14 protein-coding genes and 1 tRNA gene are annotated in these 16,702 nt (G+C 72.4%); 7 read left to right on the top strand and 8 right to left on the bottom strand.

What is annotated here, in order from left to right:
• Positions 1 to 143 precede the first annotated feature (143 nt).
• On the top strand, positions 144 to 1,676 hold the full coding sequence (locus tag ACZ52R_RS11180; RefSeq protein WP_465622971.1) for an MFS transporter: 1,533 nt from the start codon (positions 144 to 146) through the stop codon (positions 1,674 to 1,676).
• Positions 1,677 to 1,753: 77 nt separating this feature from the next.
• Here the strand turns inward: ACZ52R_RS11180 and ACZ52R_RS11185 are convergent, their stop codons facing one another.
• Complete coding sequence (locus tag ACZ52R_RS11185) at positions 1,754 to 2,302, bottom strand: GNAT family N-acetyltransferase (RefSeq protein ID WP_465622973.1); 549 nt, start codon at positions 2,300 to 2,302, stop codon at positions 1,754 to 1,756.
• A 77-nt stretch (positions 2,303 to 2,379) separates the two neighbouring features.
• Here ACZ52R_RS11185 and ACZ52R_RS11190 point away from each other — a divergent pair, with 77 nt between their 5' ends.
• Complete coding sequence (locus tag ACZ52R_RS11190) at positions 2,380 to 3,003, top strand: TetR/AcrR family transcriptional regulator (protein ID WP_465622975.1); 624 nt, start codon at positions 2,380 to 2,382, stop codon at positions 3,001 to 3,003.
• A gap of 316 nt (positions 3,004 to 3,319) precedes the next feature.
• Here ACZ52R_RS11190 and ACZ52R_RS11195 read toward each other — a convergent pair.
• Positions 3,320 to 3,395, bottom strand: a tRNA-Arg gene (locus ACZ52R_RS11195).
• Between the two features lie 629 nt (positions 3,396 to 4,024).
• On the opposite strand from ACZ52R_RS11195, the gene ACZ52R_RS11200 reads away from it, so the two are divergent.
• From ACZ52R_RS11200 to ACZ52R_RS11220, 5 genes are all read left to right on the top strand, one after another.
• Complete coding sequence (locus ACZ52R_RS11200; protein WP_465622976.1) at positions 4,025 to 4,645, top strand: single-stranded DNA-binding protein; 621 nt, start codon at positions 4,025 to 4,027, stop codon at positions 4,643 to 4,645.
• 355 nt (positions 4,646 to 5,000) lie between these two features.
• Positions 5,001 to 6,443, top strand: coding sequence for a Cys-Gln thioester bond-forming surface protein (locus tag ACZ52R_RS11205; protein ID WP_360503525.1), 1,443 nt, complete (start codon positions 5,001 to 5,003; stop codon positions 6,441 to 6,443).
• 289 nt (positions 6,444 to 6,732) lie between these two features.
• A complete protein-coding gene (gene ettA, locus ACZ52R_RS11210) occupies positions 6,733 to 8,397 on the top strand; it encodes an energy-dependent translational throttle protein EttA (RefSeq protein ID WP_360503522.1) in 1,665 nt (554 codons plus the stop codon).
• A 128-nt stretch (positions 8,398 to 8,525) separates the two neighbouring features.
• Positions 8,526 to 8,966: an acyl-CoA thioesterase gene (locus ACZ52R_RS11215; RefSeq protein ID WP_360503519.1), complete on the top strand. Its 441-nt coding sequence runs from the start codon at positions 8,526 to 8,528 to the stop codon at positions 8,964 to 8,966.
• Positions 8,967 to 8,996: 30 nt separating this feature from the next.
• Positions 8,997 to 9,689 (top strand): DUF8185 domain-containing protein, encoded by a 693-nt coding sequence (locus tag ACZ52R_RS11220; protein ID WP_360503516.1) that lies wholly within the window; start codon positions 8,997 to 8,999, stop codon positions 9,687 to 9,689.
• A gap of 28 nt (positions 9,690 to 9,717) precedes the next feature.
• Here the strand turns inward: ACZ52R_RS11220 and ACZ52R_RS11225 are convergent, their stop codons facing one another.
• The 6 genes from ACZ52R_RS11225 to ACZ52R_RS11250 all read right to left on the bottom strand — a co-directional run bounded on the left by ACZ52R_RS11225 (position 9,718) and on the right by ACZ52R_RS11250 (position 16,699).
• Positions 9,718 to 10,122, bottom strand: coding sequence for a globin (locus ACZ52R_RS11225; RefSeq protein WP_360503513.1), 405 nt, complete (start codon positions 10,120 to 10,122; stop codon positions 9,718 to 9,720).
• A gap of 127 nt (positions 10,123 to 10,249) precedes the next feature.
• Positions 10,250 to 11,395 carry an ABC transporter permease gene (locus tag ACZ52R_RS11230; RefSeq protein ID WP_360503510.1) on the bottom strand — a complete coding sequence of 382 codons (1,146 nt, stop codon included), beginning with the start codon at positions 11,393 to 11,395 and terminating at the stop codon, positions 10,250 to 10,252.
• A complete protein-coding gene (locus ACZ52R_RS11235; RefSeq protein ID WP_465622978.1) occupies positions 11,392 to 12,309 on the bottom strand; it encodes an ABC transporter ATP-binding protein in 918 nt (305 codons plus the stop codon). The genes ACZ52R_RS11230 and ACZ52R_RS11235 overlap by 4 nt, the downstream gene beginning before the upstream one ends.
• Before the next feature lie 187 nt (positions 12,310 to 12,496).
• Complete coding sequence (locus ACZ52R_RS11240; protein WP_465622980.1) at positions 12,497 to 13,762, bottom strand: FHA domain-containing protein; 1,266 nt, start codon at positions 13,760 to 13,762, stop codon at positions 12,497 to 12,499.
• 73 nt (positions 13,763 to 13,835) lie between these two features.
• Positions 13,836 to 15,191, bottom strand: coding sequence for a vWA domain-containing protein (locus tag ACZ52R_RS11245; protein ID WP_360503501.1), 1,356 nt, complete (start codon positions 15,189 to 15,191; stop codon positions 13,836 to 13,838).
• A 128-nt stretch (positions 15,192 to 15,319) separates the two neighbouring features.
• Entirely contained in the window at positions 15,320 to 16,699 is a 1,380-nt protein-coding gene (locus tag ACZ52R_RS11250) for a PP2C family protein-serine/threonine phosphatase (protein WP_465622984.1), read from the bottom strand.
• Positions 16,700 to 16,702: the final 3 nt, after the last annotated feature.

Raw genomic sequence — 16,702 nt, forward strand, 5'->3', positions numbered from 1 at the left:
TACCAGGATCAAAGGTTGACCAGGCTGAAAGATGTGCCGGGATGAAGTGTTGACCGGGTATAAAAATCCTGCCATGGTGAGGGCGAGCCCGCCCGACCGCATCCGTCCGGGCCGAATTCCACTGACGCTGGGGGGACTTCCCTATGGCATCCGCCGCCTTGACCGCACCCGCCCCGATGACACCGGCCCGACAAAGGCTGGCCATGCTGCTCTGCCTGGTCACGATCGTGCTGGCCGTGCTCGACATGAACATCGTGTCGGCGGCCACCGTGCCGATCGTCCGCGACCTCGACCCCGTGCACGGCGTCGACCGGCTGCCCTGGCTGATCAGCGCGTTCTCGCTCGCCGCCACCGCACTGCTGCCGCTGTACGGCAAGCTCTGCGACCTGTACGGCGCCAAGCGGGTGCTGATCGGCGCCCTCGGCACCTTCCTGCTCGGCTCCGGGCTGTGCGGGGCCGCGCAGTCGATGGGCCAGCTGATCGCCTTCCGCGCCGTCCAGGGCATCGGCGGCGGCGGGCTGATGAGCGTCACCATGGTGGTCATCGCCCACCTCAAGGAGCCGGCCGGACGCGGCGGCAAGGGCGGCGCGATGGGCGGGATCGTCGCGGGCCTGGGCATGGCGGTCGGCCCGCTGATCGGGGCGCTGTTCACCGACCACCTGAGCTGGCGCTGGATCTTCTACATCAACCTGCCGCTCGGCCTGCTCGCCCTGGCCGGCATCGCCCTGGCCGTCAAGCTGCCGCCGGCCGCGGGCCGCCGGAGCCTGGACTTCCTCGGCGCGGCCCTGGCCGCCGCCTTCGCCACCGGGCTGCTGCTGATCACCGAGTGGGGCGGCAAGGACCACGCCTGGAACTCCCCGGTGATCCTCGGGCTCTGCGCCGCCGTCCTGGCCGCGCTGGGACTCTTCCTGTGGCGCCAGGCCACCGCCGCCGAGCCGATCCTGCCGCTGTCACTGTTCCGGATCCGCGCGGTGCGGCTCGGCTTCGCCATCCAGGGCCTGGTCGGCGTCGCCATGACCGGCTCGATCGTCTACGTGATGCTCTACCTGCAGATCGCCCGCGAGGTCGCCCCGACCTCGGCCAGCCTCTACCTGATCCCGATGGCCGCCGGCATGACCGCGGTCGGCCTGCTGGTCGGCAGGCTGACCGCCCGCGGCCACTCGACGCGGACCTTCCTGGTGGCCGGTGCGGGCTGCGCGGCGCTCGCCCTGGGCCTGCTCGGCCTCAGCGGGCCGGACACCGGGCTCTGGGCGGTGCTGGCCGAACTCGCCCTGCTGGGCTGCGGGCTGGGCCAGCTGATCGGCCAGCTGATCACGGTGGTGCAGGAGGCCGTGCCCCGGCACCAGCTCGGTGTCGCGACCACCGGGGTGCGCTTCTTCCAGACCCTCGGCAGCGCGCTCGGCGCGGCGCTGTTCGGCACCGTGCTGGCCCGGGCCTACGAGACGGGCGAGCCCGGGCGGACGCTCGGCGCGGTCCGTACGCTCGCCGGCGCGGCGCACGAGCACGCGGTGCGCAGCTTCACCGACGCCGTGGACGTGGTGTTCCTGTCGGCGGGCGGGGTGCTGGCGCTGGCGCTGCTGCTCGCGCTGCGGCTGCGGCCGGCGCAGGGCGAGGCCGAGGGCGCCGGGAGCACGGGCGCCGGGGCGGAGGAGGCGCGGCCGGTGCTCGCGGCCTGAGGCGTCCGAGCGGCCGCTCGGACGGGGCGGGGCCCGGTGGACTGCGGGGAGTCCACCGGGCCCTGGGCTTTCCGGCCTCAGGTCCGGGCGGCCCACTCGGAGGCCAGGATCGCCCAGATCTCCTTGTCGAGGCGGACCCCGTTGTGCAGGTACCACTCGCGCAGCACGCCGTCCCGCCGCATGCCGACCCGCTCGGCGACGGCGCGGCTGCGGGTGTTGACGGAGGTGCACCACCACTCGGCCCGGTGCAGGCCGCGGGTGACGAAGGCGTAGTCGAGGAGCTGCCGGACGGCGGCGGTGATCAGCCCGCGGCCCTCGCCGGCCGGTTCGGTCCAGGCGCCGATCTCGCAGACGCCGGACTTGGTGTCGAAGCCCACGAACATCACGCCGCCGACCAGCGTGCCGTCCAGCCAGATGCCGTAGATCCGCTTCTGGTCGGCGGCCTGGCCGTCGGCGTAGCGCTGCAGGGTGGCGCGGGCCGAGTCCAGGTCGGTGGAGAAGGTGGCCCACGGGATCCACGGGTCGTTGTGGGCGCGGGCCCGGTCGATGTGGGCCAGGAACTCGGGGGCCTGCCACGGCTCCAGCGGGCGCAGTTCGGCGTGGTCGGTGAGCGGTACGGCAAACACGGGCGGGCCTTTCGCGGGTGGGGCGCGGACTGGTCGGAATCATTCATAACAAACGTTTGGTATGTACGATAGCCCCCATGACGCCGGCCCGTGGAGACCATGACGCCCGCCGCTCGGACGTGTCCGAGGGGGTGTGGCGGGTGCTCTCCAGCCGGGGCTTCGAGGGGCTGACCCTGCGCGCCGTGGCCGCCGAACTGGGTGCCTCCACCGGACTGTTGACGCACTACTTCCCGAACAAGCGGGCACTGCTGAGCCACGCCCTGGAGGAACTGGACCGGCGCTCGGGCGAACGGCCCCGGCGCACCGCGCCCGCCGACGGCAGCCCGCCGCCGCCCGCCGGACTGCCCCGGCTGCGGGCGGCGCTGCTCGACGTCCTGCCGCTGGACGCGGAGGCGTCGGCCGGCAACCGGATCTGGGTCGGCTCCTGGGACCACGCCCTGGCCGATCCGGAGCTGGCGGCCGCGCACGCGGGCCGCTACGCCCGCTCGCGGGTGGCGCTCACCGAGCTCGTCGCGGACGCCCAGCGGCTCGGGGAGCTCCCGGCGCAGGCCGACCCGGCCGAAGTCGCCGCCGGGGCGCAGGCCTTCGTGCTCGGGCTGGTGGTGCAGGCGCTGTTCGCCCCGGAGGAGTTCCCGCCGGAACGGCAGATCGCCCTGCTGGACGCCCATCTGGCAGGGGCGGCGGGCCGACCGGCGGACTGACCGGTGGACTGACCGCTAGGCCGGCCAGTGGACTGGCCGGCGGGCCGACCGGCTGCCGGAAGGCTGTCGGAATGTTCCTGGGTGGGGGATTCGCCCGGGATTTCCGCCGTTTGCGGAGCCTGGCGGGAATGTCCGAACCGCGCCATTCCCGCCGCGTGATTCCCGGAACCGACGGCATTGGCCGGCGGTCGTTTTCGCGGCGGGCACGACACGCATTGTCACGGCTTATGCGCGGTGGGTGCTCGGCATTACCGGGGGAGTCGGCCCGGCTACGCGTAGTCGCGATTGGCGCCGGTGGCCTGCGGGAATTGCGGGATGGTGCCCCCAGCAGGATTCGAACCTGCGACCTACCGCTTAGAAGGCGGGTGCTCTATCCGCTGAGCTATGGGGGCGGGACGGGCGGCGCCCGGGTGGGCGTGACCGTGGCCGGGATCGGGCGACGAGCGCCGGGGCGCGCGCGGTCCGCCCCGTGCCGGAGGGTGGGGGTGGGGGTTGGCGGGCCCTCGTCCTGTCGGGGACAGGATAAGGGTGTCCAGTTCCTCGTCCGAGTGTGACGACACCGTCGTTGGTGTGTCGGTTCGGTGGAGCGGTCCGATAATCGCAGGTGAAGGCCGTGCGTGCAGCGGTCTGGGAGTGTTCCGCGCCGGACGTTGTGCAGTCGTTACGGGGCTGCCTCCTCACCCGTTATGGATTCGACACGGAGAATGTGTCGCCGACGGTGCGGGTGGGGGCGGTAATCGCGGTTGTGTCGGTCGGATGACGTGCGCGGACGGTCCCCGGCGGGTGTTCCGGCGCACGGCGCCCGGGGCGGCGATCAGCGGGTTTGTTGTCATGGCCGCGAAGAGTCGGGGGCGAAGCGCTTCCGGGAAGGCTGAAATTCACCCCTGCGAGTGACAACTGTTCCATGAGGCCGAGTTATCCACAGGATTTCGTAAGTCACTGGCCGGGATTTCTCCCGAAGTGCACGCTCAAGGCGCACCGGTCGATTCCGTACGGTGCATCGGCGAGAACGGAGTGTGCTGTGAACGAGTCGCATGTGACGGTGCTCGGCAATGTCGCCACGGAGGTGAGCTACGGGGAAAGCGCCGGCGGGGTGCCGACGGCCAGCTTCCGGCTCGGCTGCACCGAGCGGCGGTACGACCGGCAGCGCGAGTGCTGGGTGGACGGCGAGACGCAGTGGGTGACGGTGACGGCCTGGCGGGCGCTGGCGGTGAACCTGATCGGCTCGCTGGCCAAGGGCGATCCGGTGCTGGTGAGCGGCCGGCTGCGGGTGCGGGAGTGGAGGGAGGGGGAGGCGCGGCGCAGTCGGGCGGAGATCGACGCCCGATCGGTCGGACACGATCTCACCCGCGGTACCTCGGCGTTCCGTTGGGCGGCCGGGGTGCGCGGGCAGTCGCCGGGCGGCGCGGGGCCGGCCGGGGCGCAGTCCGGGGGCGAGGTGGTGCCGGAGTGGATCGTGAGCGCACTGGAGGCCCGCAGGGCGGCCGCGGTGGCCCCGGCGGCGGCCCCGGCGGGGGTGGCGGCGGTGGCTTCGGCGCCCGGTCCGCGGGCGTTGCCGCCGGGCGCGCGGCCGGTGACGGGAGGACAGGTCGAGGTGGCCGAGAGGGGGCGGGGAGGTGACGGGCCGGATGCATTGAACTGACCGGTCGGTGACCTTCCCTGTCGACAAATATGTTGATCGAGAAGGTCGTTGTACCCGCACGTGCAATCCCGACCGGATAACGGAAAGTGGCGGAGAGTTTCTGGCCGACCGTCAGCTTGTGTGGAACCTGAGGGGGTTGATAACGATCCAGATACGGAATCGTCCTGATTTCGCATGGGGGTTTCGGGGCTCGTGGGGGTCAATAGGATTCGTCTGGTTCATACCCGCAGCAGTGCCTCCAGGGGGCACGCGCGGCACGGCAAGTCGGCGGACCGCCCCATCGGTGCGGCTCGGCCCGGAGGGATCCCAGATGTTCCAGAGGCAGGGGCGGAGTCTGTCCCGGATAACCACTGTCATGCTCACGACCGGACTGGCGGTGAGCGGAGGACTGTTCGCGGCCGGTGCGGCGGTCGCGGCGGACACCCCGGGCTCGGGTGTGACCGCTGTGGTGCAGCCCACGATGCTCGGCGAGAAGATCGACGTCGAGGGCGAGGGCACCGTCGACGGCGGCCTGTTCACCCTCAAGACCGCCGACGGTGAGCTGCAGACCTACTGCATCGACTTCGGCTTCCCGGTCGACATCCGGAAGAAGATCCAGTACCAGGAGTCCGACTGGGCCTCCAGCTCCCTCGGCGACAAGAACAAGGTCGAGGCGGCCTCCAAGATCCGCTGGATCCTGGAGAACTCCTACCCGCAGGTGAAGGACCTCACGGCGCTCGCCAAGGCCGCCGGCACGGGCAGCCTGACCGCCGAGGACGCCGCCGCGGGCACCCAGGCCGCGATCTGGAAGTACTCGGACAACAAGAACGCCGTCCCGCACAGCGCTGACGCGAAGAAGCTCCGCGACTACCTGACCGGTGCCGCCAACAAGGGCATCGCCGCCGAGCCCAAGCCCTCGCTGAGCCTCAGCCCGGACTCGGTCTCCGGCAAGTCCGGCGCCAAGCTCGGCCCGTTCACCCTCAACTCCAGCGCCTCCGAGGTGAAGCTGGCCGTCAGCGGTGACTCCGCCGACAAGGTCAAGCTGCTGGACAAGGACAGCAAGCCGGTCGGCGGCTCGATCGCCGGTCCGATCGCCAAGGACACCCAGCTGTTCCTGGACGTGCCGGCCGGCACCCCGGACGGCTCGGTCACCGTGAACGCCAGCGCCTCCACCGTGGTGCCCAGCGGCCGTGTCTTCCTCAGCAAGGGCTACACCCGTGAGGACCACAGCCAGACCATGATCCTGGCCGGCTCCAGCAAGCTCAGCGTCGCCGACGCGGCCAAGGCCACCTGGAAGCAGGGCAAGGGCGCGCTGATCGACAGCACCGCCAAGGTCGAGTGCGCCAGCGGCGGCGTGCGCGTCGCCGTCACCAACGGTGGCGACGAGGCCGGCACCGTCACGGTCGGCAAGCAGCAGCTGACCGTCCAGCCGGGCAAGACCGAGAGCGTGCTCGTCCAGGTCGCCGAGAAGACCGGTTACAAGATCACCGTCTCCGGCCCGAACGGCTACACCCGCGACTTCGAGGGTGTCCTGGACTGCAAGACCGGCACCGGCGGCACCACGCCGACGTCCGGTCCGTCCACCCCGGCCCCGAACGGCACCCCGACCGGCACCCCCTCGGGTACCCCGAGCACCGGCGCCGGCCACCCCTCCCCGGCGCCCACCAGCACCACCCCGGGCACCGGTGGCCTGGCCCAGACCGGTGCCAATGACTCGACCCCGATCCTCGCCGCCGTTGCCGGTGGCCTGGTCGTGGCCGGTGGCGCCGCCGTCTTCGTCCTGCGCCGCCGCGGCCGCCACGGTCGCACCACTGCCTGACCGGTTCCGCGGGCCCCGAGGCACTGACCTCCTGAGGCCCTGACGCAGAGCCGAGCCCGGCCCCCCGCAGTCGCTGCGGGGGGCCGGGCTTTTGCGTCGCGCGCGGAGGGAAGCGGAGGTCGGCGGGCGGGGGCGCCCCGTCGGGGGCCGACGCAGGGGCGGAGGACGCGTGCGGGGCACGGCCGGGATACCCCGGAGGGGCACCCCGGCGGTTCGGGGCTCGCGGCCGGGTGCGGCACAATGGAACGCTGCAAGCCGAATACTCCCGACGACGCCGGAGCGATCTCACGTGGCGGAATACATCTACACGATGCGCAAGGTGCGCAAGGCTCACGGAGACAAGGTCATCCTTGACGACGTGACGCTCAGCTTCCTCCCCGGAGCGAAGATCGGCGTCGTGGGCCCCAACGGCGCCGGTAAGTCCACCGTGCTGAAGATGATGGCCGGCCTGGAGCACCCCTCCAACGGCGACGCCTTCCTCTCGCCTGGGTTCACTGTCGGCATGCTGCTCCAGGAGCCGCCGCTGGACGAGTCCAAGAACGTGCTGGAGAACGTCCAGGACGGCGTCAAGGAGATCAAGGGGAAGCTCGACCGCTTCAACGAGATCGCCGAGCTGATGGCGACCGACTACTCGGACGCCCTGCTGGACGAGATGGGCAAGCTCCAGGAGGAGCTGGACCACGCCGAGGCCTGGGACCTGGACGCCCAGCTGGAGCAGGCCATGGACGCCCTGGGCTGCCCGCCCGGCGACTGGCCGGTCACCAAGCTCTCCGGTGGCGAGAAGCGCCGCGTCGCGCTCTGCAAGCTGCTGCTGGAGGCCCCCGACCTGCTGCTGCTCGACGAGCCCACCAACCACCTGGACGCCGAGTCGGTGAACTGGCTGGAGCAGCACCTGGAGAAGTACAAGGGCACCGTCGTCGCGGTCACCCACGACCGGTACTTCCTGGACAACGTCGCCGAGTGGATCCTGGAGCTCGACCGCGGCCGCGCCTACCCGTACGAGGGCAACTACTCCACGTACCTGGAGACCAAGCAGTCGCGTCTGAAGGTCGAGGGCCAGAAGGACGCGAAGCGCGCCAAGCGCCTCAAGGAGGAGCTGGACTGGGTCCGCTCCAACGCCAAGGGTCGCCAGGCGAAGTCCAAGGCCCGTCTGGCCCGCTACGAGGAGATGGCGGCCGAGGCGGACAAGATGCGGAAGCTGGACTTCGAGGAGATCCAGATCCCGCCGGGCCCGCGTCTGGGCAGCGTCGTCATCGAGGTCGAGAACCTCAACAAGGCCTTCGGCGAGAAGATCCTGATCGACGACCTGAGCTTCACGCTGCCGCGCAACGGCATCGTCGGCATCATCGGCCCGAACGGCGCCGGCAAGACCACCCTGTTCAAGATGCTCCAGGACCTGGAGACCCCGGACAGCGGCACGGTCAAGGTCGGCGAGACCGTCAAGATCAGCTACGTCGACCAGAGCCGCGCCAACATCGACCCGAAGAAGACCCTCTGGGAGGTCGTCTCCGACGGTCTGGACTGGATCAACGTCGGCCAGGTCGAGATGCCGTCCCGCGCCTACGTGTCGGCCTTCGGCTTCAAGGGCCCGGACCAGCAGAAGCCGGCCGGCGTGCTCTCCGGTGGTGAGCGCAACCGCCTGAACCTGGCGCTCACCCTCAAGCAGGGCGGCAACCTGCTGCTCCTCGACGAGCCCACCAACGACCTCGACGTCGAGACGCTCTCCTCGCTGGAGAACGCCCTGCTGGAGTTCCCCGGCTGCGCCGTGGTCATCTCCCACGACCGTTGGTTCCTGGACCGAGTGGCCACCCACATCCTCGCCTACGAGGGCGAGAGCAAGTGGTTCTGGTTCGAGGGGAACTTCGAGTCCTACGAGAAGAACAAGATCGAGCGGCTCGGCGCCGACGCCGCCCGTCCGCACCGGGCCACGTACAAGAAGCTGACCCGAGGCTGACACCCAGCCGTCACAACGGCCCGGCAGACTGCCCTCCGGGGCGGCCTGCCGGGCCGCGGCCCGCCGCCACCGCCCGTCGCCACCGAGGCGACGGCGGCGGCGGGCGACCGGAACCGAGGAGAACACCCGTGGCTCGCCACATCTACGCCTGCCCGCTGCGTTGGTCCGACATGGACGCCTTCGGGCACGTCAACAACGTGGTCTTCCTGCGCTACCTGGAGGAGGCCCGGATCGACTTCATGTTCACCCAGGCCGCCGCGGCCGGCGCCGGGGAGTTCGCGGGCGGTTCGGTGGTGGCGCGCCACGAGATCGACTACAAGCGCCCGCTGGTGCACCGGCCGGAGCCGGTCACCATCGAGACCTGGGTGACGAAGATCGGCGGTGCCTCGCTGACCGTCTCGTACGAGGTCAAGGACGTCGCCGAGGACGGCACCGACATCGTGTACGTCCGGGCGTCCACCGTGGTCGTCCCCTACGACCTGGCCGAGGGCCGGCCGCGCCGGATCTCGCCGGTGGAGCGGGAGTTCCTCGGCCGCTTCATGGACGAGCCCGTGCCCGCCGCGGTCTGACCGCCACGTGATGATTCGAGCTGAGCTGCGTTGACCGTCACCGCCCGTCTCGCCCTGACCGACGCCGGGGAGGCCGCCGACCTCTCCGCCTTCCTGCTGCGCCTGCTGCGCTTCGACAAGGCGGCGGCCGTCCGCCTGCAGGCGGTGGAGCCGGCCGCCGAGGACGGCGTGCTGGCGGTCTTCGGACGGCTGCCGCTGGGCGGTTCGGGCGCGCTGGCGATCCGGACCGCGCGGCTGGACCGCCTCGACGAGCCGGTGGACCTGACGGTCTCGGCGGGCCAACTGCTGGACGGCGTGGACGCCGAGGAGGGCGCCGTCGCGCTGCCCGCGCCGGTGACCGGCCCGGCCTGGGCCGGGCTGCTGCCGCCGCGCACCGGCTGGCGGCCGGCCGGGTCCCCGCCGGCGGCCGAGGTGTACCCCGAACTCATGGCCGGGGTGCGGGAGTTCCGCGAGCGCAGCGAGGCCGTGCCGGCGCACCACCGGACCCGTACGGTGCTGGACGCGCTGGCCGACGAGATCTGGTCCCGTCCGGTGTCCGCGCTGCCGGAGCTGCCGCTGCGGGCGGTGCACGCCGCGTACGTGATGGGCTTCCTGAAGCCCGGCGCCCCGCTGTCCGTGCACCGGGCGGGCGGCTGGCTGCGGCTGAGCGCCCCGGCGGGCTCGGTGGCGGTGCGCACCGTGGCCGCGCCGGGCGCGGGTCTCGGGCTCAGCGCGCTGGTCTAGCCGGGCCCGGGCGGGCGGAACGGGCGGCTCAGCCCTCGGTGTTGATCATCGAGGCGGCGGCGTAGGTCAGGTAGTCCAGCAGCTGCCGCTCCTGGTCGGCGGCCAGTTCCAGGCTGTCGACGGCCGCCCGCATGTGCCTCAGCCAGGCGTCGTGGGCCGCGCGGTCGACCTTGAACGGCGCGTGCCGCATCCGCAGCCGCGGGTGGCCGCGCCGGTCGCTGTAGGTGCGCGGGCCGCCCCAGTACTGCATCAGGAACAGCGCCATGCGCTCCTCGGCCGGGCCGAGGTCGCCCTCGGGGTACATCGGCCGCAGCAGTTCGTCCTCGGCGATGCCCTCGTAGAACCGGTGGGCCAGGCGTCGGAAGGTCGGCTCACCGCCGACCTGGTCGTAGAAGGTCTCCTCGCTCAACGTGCCCTGCCGGATCTCTCTCACCCGACCATGGTCGCAGACGCCGACGGGGTCGTACACCAGGACCAAAGGCGGGGGTCCAGGGGCGTACGACCCCGTCGGGGTCAGGCATCAGCGCGAAGCGGTCAGGCCGGTCGAGCGGTCAGGCCGGTCAGGCGTCTTCCCACTTGAACAGCTTCCAGGCGATGCCGGTCAGCACCGCCGCGAAGAGCAGCAGGCCGCCCATGGTGGGCAGGGCGTCCATGACGCCGCCGCCGCGGGTCAGCACCGACTGGGCGGCGCTCACCAGGTAGTGCAGCGGCATGACCTTGGAGATGGTCTGCAGCCAGCCCGGGGCGCCGTCCAGCGGGAAGAACGAGCCGGACAGGAAGGACATCGGCAGCACGATGACCTGCGAGATGCCGTTGGCGGCCTCCTCGGTCTTGGCGACCGAGCCGGCCAGCAGACCGATCGACATGAAGGCGAGCGTCGCGCACACCACCAGCGGGATGATCAGCCACCAGTCGCCGGTGAGCTTGAGTCCGAAGAAGCTCGTGGCGACGACCAGGAAGACGGTGCTCTGCAGGAGCGCGGTCAGCAGGGAGACCACGACCCGGGAGCTGACCACCGTGCCCGCGCTGATCGGGGCCAGCCGCAGCCGCCGCAGCACCTTGGTCTTGCGCCAGTTGACCAGCGTCAGCGCGGCGCCGAACACCGCGCCGGTGGCGATGGCCCAGCCGAGCAGGCCGGGGGTGAGGAACTGGATCGGCTTGAGCGACTTGTCCTCGACCTGCTGGGCGTCCAGCACGTAGGCCGGGGGCTGTCCGGTGGCGGCCTGGTTGGCGCTCTGAACCACCGAGTTGAGGATGCCCTGGAGCGCGCCGGCGCGGACCGTGTCGGCGGCGCTGTAGCGCAGCTCGACCTTGCCGTCCGGGCCCTGCGTGATCATCGCGTCGAAGTCGCCCTTGCGGACCTTCTCCAGCGTGGCCGACTCGTCGTCGGTCCTGGTGATCGTGAGGACATCGTTCAGGCCGCTGCGCGCGTCGCCCTGGATCGAGTCGAACAGCTTCACCGCGCCGACCTGCGCCACCTTGGCGTGCGGGCTGCCGGAGCCCTTGGTCACGGTGCCGAAGAAGACCAGGAACACCAGCGGGAAGAGCAGGATGAAGAACGTCGCGGTGCGGTCGCGCTTCATGCCGAGCAGCATCGCGCGGGACAGGCTCCAGAACGCGCTGACCCGCTCCCGCCCGTCGGCGGCGCCGGCCGAACCGCCCCGCTGGGCGGGCACCTTCGGCTCGGTGGAGGTAGAGGCGGTCATGCGCGGAACTCCCGTCCGGTCAGCTGGAGGAAGACGTCCTCCAGGGTGGCGCCGCGCACCTCGAGGCCGCGTAGCGCGCTCTGCTCGGCCAGGACGCTGAGCACCGGGGCCGGAAGGCGGGTGGAGACGGAGAGCGAGACGGTGTCGTCCTCCAGGTTGGCGATGTCGGCGCCGGCCGCGGTGAGCAGCTCGCGGGCCCGGTCGAGCGGCAGCTGGCCGGAGGCCACGCTGATCCGGACGGTGTCGTCGATCTCGCGGATCAGCGCCGCCGGGGCGCCGGTGTGCAGGATCTTCCCGTGGTCCATGATCGAGACCCGGTCGCAGAGCACCTCGGCCTCGTCCAGGTAGTGCGTGGTGAGCACGACCGTGCGGCCCTCGGCGTTGATGTCGCGCAGGAGGTCCCAGAGGTTGCGCCGGGCCTGCGGGTCCAGACCGGTGGTGGGCTCGTCCAGGAAGACGAGCTCCGGGTCGTGGGCCAGCGCGCAGGCGATCGACAGGCGCTGGGCCTGGCCGCCGGACATCTGGTCGGTCAGGGTCTCGGCCTTGTCGGCCAGACCGACCCGCTCCAGCATCGCATCGGCCCGCTTGGGACCGACCCCGTAGAACGACGCGAAGGTGCGGATGGTCTCCCGGGCCGTCAGTTTCCGGAAGAAAGCGGAGGCCTGGAACTGCACGCCGATTCGCGGCAGCAGTTTCGGATTGCGCGGCCAGGGAGCCATCCCCAGCAGCTCGACCCGGCCCTCGTCCGGTTTCCGGACGCCTTCCAGGATCTCCATGGTGGTGGTCTTCCCGGCGCCGTTGGGGCCCAGGATCCCGTAGAACTCGCCGGCCTCGACGGTGAGGGACACCCCGTCGACGGCCTGTACATCCCCGTACCGCTGACGGATGCCGTCGGCGGATATAGCTGCAGTCATGTGCCCTGAGCCTAGGGCTTCAGCGTGTCCCTGTGCACACCCGCGACGGTGAATTTGTGGGTTCCTTGAGGATTCTGGAACAAAACCGGGCCGGGCGGATGTTGAATTCCGCCCGGCCCGGCCGGAGTTGTCGGTGACGCTTCCTCAGGAAATCGTTCCGAACAGTTTTCGGAGCTGTGATCTTCCGTCAGGCGCGGTGCACCGTGATGGTCGTCCAGGCGCCGACGTGGATCCGGTCGCCGTCGTTCAGCGGCACCGCGGTGTGCGGGGCGACCGCCTCCGCGCCGCCGTTCACGGTGGTGCCGTTGGTCGAGTCCTGGTCCACCAGCACCCAGCTGCCGTCCGCCTGTTCGGCGAGCAGCGCGTGCTGGTGCGAGGCGCCCGGGTCCTCCGGCGGGACGGACAGGTCGATCTCCGGCACGGTGCCCCGGTGCTGGCTGCGCCGGCCGATCCGCAGCTGGCCGCGGCCGGTCAGCGGGATCCGGCGCTCGGGGCAGTACGGCGGGAAGAACAGGCCGGCCGCCTCGGGGCCGCTGCGGGCCATCATGTCGGTGAAGTAGTCCCGGTCGGCCGAGACCACGGCGATCCAGGTGGTCCGCACCGGCTCGGCCGGGGCGGCCTCCTGCTGGGGGTGCTGTGGCTGCGGCGGGGCGAGGTGGAAGGAGGTGCCGAAGTCGCCGCCGCGGTTGTTCGGGCCGGGACCGGCCGGCTGGGCGTACACCGGGCCGGAGTCCTCGCGCACCGGGGCCTCGGGGAACGCGGACTCGGGGTACGCGGCCTCCGCCGGCGGGTAGCCGTAGGTGTGCGGCTGCGCCGGGGCGTGCGGCTGCTGCGGGACGGGCGGGGCGACGGCCTGCCGGCCGGCCGCCGGCTGCTGGTGCGGCGCCTGGCCGTACTGCTGCTGCTCGTGCTGCTGGTGCTCGTGCGGAGCCTGGCCGTGGCCGTACTGCTGCTGCTCGTGCGGCGCCTGGCCGTACGAGGACTGCGGCTGCTGCTGCGGGGCCCCGCCGTACGCCGCCGGGATGTTCAGCGGCCGCGACTGGGCCGGGCCGGGCGCGGGTGCGCCGGTGGCCGGGGCCTGGCGGCGCGAGGGCGTGGAGAGCTCGTAGTCGTAGCCGCACTCCTCGCAGAACCGGCCGGTCTGCGGGCTGCGGCAGATCGGGCAGACGACCAGGCCCTCGGTGAGGCCCTGCGGCGCCGCGGGCGGCTGCGGGAAGGCCCCCGGCGGCATCGGGGGAGGGGGCGGTGGCGCGCCGAAGGACGCACCGCCGTGCTCCGGGTACCCGGCGGGTGCGCCGGGCGCGGGGGCGGGGGTGGCGGCTCCGGGCGCGCCCGGGTAGCCCCCGTGGGCGCCGTGAGCGCCGGGGTTCGGGGCCGGCGGGGTCATCGGGAAGCCGCAGAAGTCGCACCAGTCCTCGGCCTGCGACTCGTGGCCCCTCGGGCAGATCGGCATCAGGTCCCCCTCGTTTCGGGCCGGCTCGGTGCGGCGTCGCGCCGGGGTGCCGGCCCGGTCACGTCTTCAGCGGTCACTTCTTCACACGTACCGTCTTGGTCGACCGGGTCTCAAGGGTCATCGAGTCGGCCTCGCTCACGTTCTTACGGAACCGAACCGTACCCTCCTTCGGGTCCACTACGTCCACCACCTTCTGCAGCAGCTTGTAGGTGCCCTCGTTCCCGGTCGCGTGCGCGATCCGGACGGCGGCGCCCAGCTTGGCGGTGGCGGTGTCGACGTCCCCGGCTCGGTGGGCCTCCAGGCCCGCCTGGATGGAGGAGGCGAGCTCGGCCTGCCCGGTGTAGTGGGCGACCTGCGGGCTGATCCGGGTGGAGGAGGCCAGGTCGTCGGTCCACACGGCCTTGACCAGGCCCTGGCTGAGCACCTCGGGGGCGCCGCCGCCGACCTGCGGGGGAAGGACCAGGCTGATCCGGGCGGCGAGCATCTCGTTGCCGACCGCGGCGGCCGGGACCTCGACGCAGACGTGGTAGTCGCGGCTCTCGTCGCCCCAGGAGCCGGTGGGGTAGTCGCCGGCCCGGGGCCCGGCCTCGGCGCGGCGGGCGGTCAGGTCCTCGACCGCGGGGGCGACCTGCTTGACGAACTTCACCGTGGCGTTGGCCGGGGTCCAGATCCGCAGCGCGACGTCGGCGACCTGCTTGCCCATCGCGCCGGCCATCATCGAGCGGAAGTCCTCGGCCAGGCCGGAGGGCTCGGCGACGATGTCGACGGTGCCGAGCAATGCGGAGGAGATCGTGCGCAGCTCGTCGATCCGCCAGTCGGTGCCCACACCCCGGCAGTCGGCGGTGAAGTGGCCGGTGACCCGCTCGATGTTGCGGGCCAGGTCCTCCGCCGACTCGTGCTCGTTGTTGCCGTCCGTGAGCAGGATGGTGTGCCGGATGGCGATCTCGCGGCGGGTGAGGAAGAGCTTGTCGGCCTTGGCGAGCCAGGTGCCCATCGCGGTGCCGCCGGCCGCGGTGAGGCGGCGCAGCGATTGCTTGGCCTGCTCGCGGGTGGCGGCGGAGGCGGTGGCGAGGGTGCCGTCGCCGGGGTAGATGTCGCGGGCCTCGTGGGTGCCGGCGACCACGGCGAAGGCGGTGCCGTCACGCAGTGCGTCGATGGCGGCGGCGGTGGCGTCCCGGGCGCCGTTGATCTTGGTCTTGGGGTAGTCCATCGATCCCGAGCAGTCCACCAGGATCACCACGGCCGCGGCGGCCTCGGCCCCCGCCGGTCCCGCGTCGGTGATCCCGAGCGGGCGGCCGCCCGAGGTGCCGCCGCCGGTCGCGGTGACGGTGACGATGGCGTTGACCTCGCGGGCGCCGTCGGCCAGGTACTCGTTCTGGAAGATCTCCACGTCGAACCTGGGCAGGTTCGGCTTAGCCAGTGTTGCCATGGGGCGGTCGGCTCCCGTCGGGTGAGGGGGTGGATGCGATCAGGACGGTGGGGCGGTCCGCCGGCCCCGGGCGGCTGGGCGCTCGGGAGCGGCGGACCGTGGCGCCGGGGCGTCCGGCGCACGGCCGGTCAGGCCGTCGGCGGGTGCGGCGGCTGCGGCGGGACGGGCGGTGCGGCGGGCGGTGTGGCGGGCGGTGCCGGAGGAGCCGGTGCCGGGGGAACAACCGGGGGAACGGCCGGGGGGACCGCCGGCGGTGCGGGCGGGACCGGCGGTGTCGGCGGCAGCGGTGCGGCGGGGGAGCCGATCACCGGGATGTCCGGCAGGGTCGGCTCGTAGTCCTCGTAGTCCTCGCCGCCCCCGGGAGCCGCCTGAGCGGCCGGCCGCGCGGCCGGCACGGACGGGGTCAGCACGGGCAGGTCGAGCGCCGTGGGGGTCTGCTCGGCCTCCTCGACGGGCACGACCGGCGGGTCGATCGGCAGCACCGCGACGGTGATGTTGTCGTGGCCGCCGGCGGCGACCGCGAACTTCACCAGGGTCTGCGCCGTCGCGAGCGGCTCGGTGCGGGCGTCCGGCCGGACGTAGTACGCCAGGTCGGTGGCCGCCTCGGCGTAGTTCCACAGGCCGTCGGTGCAGATCAGCACCACCCCGGGGACGTGCGGGGTGAAGTCGAGGGTGTGCGGCACGACCTCCTCGGCGTCGGCGCCGAGCCAGCCGGTGATCGCGTGCGCGCGCGGGTCGGCGTACGCCTCGGCCTCGTTCATCAGCCCGGCCTCGACCATCCGGGCCGCCCAGGAGTCGTCCTGGGTGAGCCGGAAGGGTTCGGCGGCGGCGCGGTCGTCCGGGATCCAGTACGCCCGGGTGTCGCCGACCCAGCCGATGGTGACCCGGCCGCCCGCGGCTATCGCGCTGACGTAGGTGCAGGCGGGCGCGTTGAGGTCGGGCCGCACGGGGCCGGAGCCGTCGGTCGCCAGGTCGGCCACGGCCTTGGCGGCGTCGGCGATGGCCGCGCGCATCGCCCCGGTCGGCTCCTGGCCGGCCTCCAGCGAGGTCAGCAGGGACTCGGAGGCGGCGTCGACGGCGGTCGCCGAGGCCTCGTCCGGGCGGTCGGAGGAGGAGACGCCGTCGCACACCACGGCGACCACGACCGGCTCGCCGCCGGGCAGCGAGCTCGCGGCGATGGTGAAGCTGTCCTCGTTGCGGTGGTGGCGCACGCCGCGGTCGCTGACCCCGGCAACGCCCGCGAGCGCCTTCTCCATGTGGTCGCGCGGCCGCGGCTGGGCGCCGCCGCAGCCCTCGCAGTAGCCGTCCGCGGTGACCTGCGGCTGCCCGCAGTGCACGCAGACCGGCCCGCGCTGCTGCGGTACGGCCTCACCCCGGGCGGCGGCCCAGCCCGCGGGCATCGCGCCCTGGGCGGGCCGGCCGTCCCGACCGGCCCCGCAGGAGCCGCAGTAGGCGTCCTCCGGGTCCATCGGCTCGGAACAGCTCGGGCACTCGGTCTGCTGCGGCATCGG

Source organism: Kitasatospora sp. NPDC034023, from assembly GCF_055575795.1.